At 33.4% G+C, this 2,417-nt stretch carries 2 protein-coding genes; both read right to left on the bottom strand.

Features of this window, described 5'->3' with window-relative positions; genetic code table 11:
* Positions 1 to 203 precede the first annotated feature (203 nt).
* Positions 204 to 1,451 (bottom strand): MFS transporter, encoded by a 1,248-nt coding sequence (locus tag ACFOZZ_RS08255; protein ID WP_376815065.1) that lies wholly within the window; start codon positions 1,449 to 1,451, stop codon positions 204 to 206.
* Complete coding sequence (locus tag ACFOZZ_RS08250) at positions 1,423 to 2,205, bottom strand: zinc dependent phospholipase C family protein (RefSeq protein WP_376815064.1); 783 nt, start codon at positions 2,203 to 2,205, stop codon at positions 1,423 to 1,425. The genes ACFOZZ_RS08255 and ACFOZZ_RS08250 overlap by 29 nt, the downstream gene beginning before the upstream one ends.
* Positions 2,206 to 2,417 lie beyond the last annotated feature (212 nt).

Below are 2,417 nucleotides of genomic sequence, written 5' to 3'. Positions count from 1 at the left end.
GTCATTGCCATATTTATATCCTCCAATTAAGCATCTTAATTATACCATTTTTAGGCCTTAATTGACAGGATATGAAAAGGCCGTAAGGCCACAAATTTGCTTAATTGGAGTGTGGACACTTACGGCATTAACTATATTATCACATACTATTCGATTTTAAAAGAAAAGATTGTTAACATTTAGTTTGTCAACAGTCTGGCCTCTTATAATTCTGCCGCTTTCTGGAAGAAGTAGAATCCAATCACAAACATTACTGAAATCATTGCCACGCCATAGTTTATATGCCCTGTAAGCTGTGAAATGAGCCCTACAAGAGTTGTACCCATGAAGGATGCCCCCTTACCACAGATATCAAATAAACCAAAGTATTCACCTGATTTCTGAGGTGGAATAATTTTCGCAAAATAAGAACGAGATAGTGCCTGGATAGCTCCCTGGAACATACCTACAAAAATAGCTAAGATCCAGAATTCCCATTGTTTATCTAACTGAATCGCAAATAAGGCAATACCAGTATAGGCAATAATACATACTTTAATAAGTTTATCTGTAGGGTATTTTTTAGATAAATATCCAAAAATCAGCGCAAATGGGAAAGCAACAATCTGAGTCACTAATAAGGCAATTAATAATCCATTTGTATTAAGCCCAAGGGCACTGCCATAGGCAGTGGCCATTTCAATGATTGTATAAACACCATCGATATAGAAGAAGAAAGAAATCAAATAGAAGAATACTTTCTTATCTTCATTTAAAGTAGAAAGAGTATGTCCTAAACGTTTAAAACTATCACGAATAGGATGTTCTTGTTTCTCTACGAAATTTACCTGTTTATAGTTCTTTAAGAGTGGTAATGTCATGCCCAACCACCATAATGCATTGATTAAGAAGGCGATTGTCATAGCACCGTTAAATGGAATACCCATCTTTTCATAGAATAAGACAAACACTAAGCTGACTACAAAAGGTATACAGCTTCCAATATAACCCCATGCATATCCTTGAGATGAAACATAGTCCATACGCTTGTCATCTGTAATATCTAGAAGCATAGAATCATAGAAAATCAGACTTGCATTATAACCAATCTTCGCAATAACGAATACACCTAAGAATATAATCCAAGACTTAGGAACTGAAAAACAGGCTAAGCCCATTACACCTATAATCATACTAATAGTAAAGATTGGTTTCTTATACCCCTTTGTATCCACAATAGAACCAAGCACTGGTCCAATAATAGCAACAATAAGAGTTGTGAAAGAAGATGCATATCCCCAATAAGCTAAATAGTTGACTTCGCTGATCTTTGCGAGAGACGCAAGGTAGTTAAAGTAAATTGGGATGATAGTAGCAACAAGTAGGACAAAGGCGCTATTACCGACATCATACAAGATCCAGTATTTTTCTAGTTTAGTTAGTTTATTCATAGTTTCTATTAAACCTTTCATTTAAGTAATCATCATCAAGATGGTCAACATACTCATTAATGAGTGATACGGCTAAAGGCACTGCTTCATCTTTCATTTCTATTAAATGATTGATATCATTGGCAGCATGTTCATCTTTTTCATAGTTAATAAGTAATCCTTTATATTCTTCATACATACCACCTAACTTCATTACACTTAAGACAAAGTTTCTCTTCAATTTAGTAGGAGCAACAAGCCATTTTAAGATAAAGAGTAGATCATGTAATGCTTTATCTACTTCTTCAGCCTTTAAATCAAAGAATGGTGCAATGACCAACGCAATAGTATAATCAGGATGAATATGTGTTGTTAAATTGGCAGTCAAAGGATCTCTTCCAACTCTTACAAGTAATTCTCTATCTAATTCAGATTCTAGTAAGCTGTGGGTCATAGATAATGTATTCTCTAATACACCTATTTCAGGATGTAAAGAACTATCCAGTGTAAAGTGAGTAATAAATCCAATTGTATAAGCGAGTGTTGCATCTGTTGCATCCTGTTTAATAAGCTCTTTTGCATGTTTAAAGAAAGAGTTGGCAGGAAGCTGATGCATTCCAAAGCCTAATGATTTAACTGGATTCTTTTTATAGACATCATAATAAAAAAGAATATCTGGACCATGAATCCCAATATGATACAAATCAATGTAGGGCATGATCCTTTTCTTGATGTTTTCATCAAGTTGATCTAAAACCTGTTCACCAAAAATATAATGTGTATAACCTGCTGGCATAAAAAGACCTCCTGAAATTTATTATAAGCAAGCATTTCTAAACATAAAGCAAAAAAAGATTACGTTTGTGTTAAGATTGTGTATCTTTATTATACATTAAACCCCTAATTTTGGAAAAAATTTCAAACATTTCAAAAAAATACGCTAAGTTTATGAAAAATGTTGCTACTAGATCAATAAATTTAGCTTAACGCCTATTTTTCTACTTTATA

Source organism: Catenibacterium sp. GCM10023432 (genome assembly GCF_042651925.1).
Classification (GTDB): domain Bacteria; phylum Bacillota_I; class Bacilli_A; order Erysipelotrichales; family Coprobacillaceae; genus Catenibacterium; species Catenibacterium mitsuoka.
Note: the sequence above shows the minus strand (reverse complement) of the source record. Positions and strands in the feature narration are given on the sequence as shown.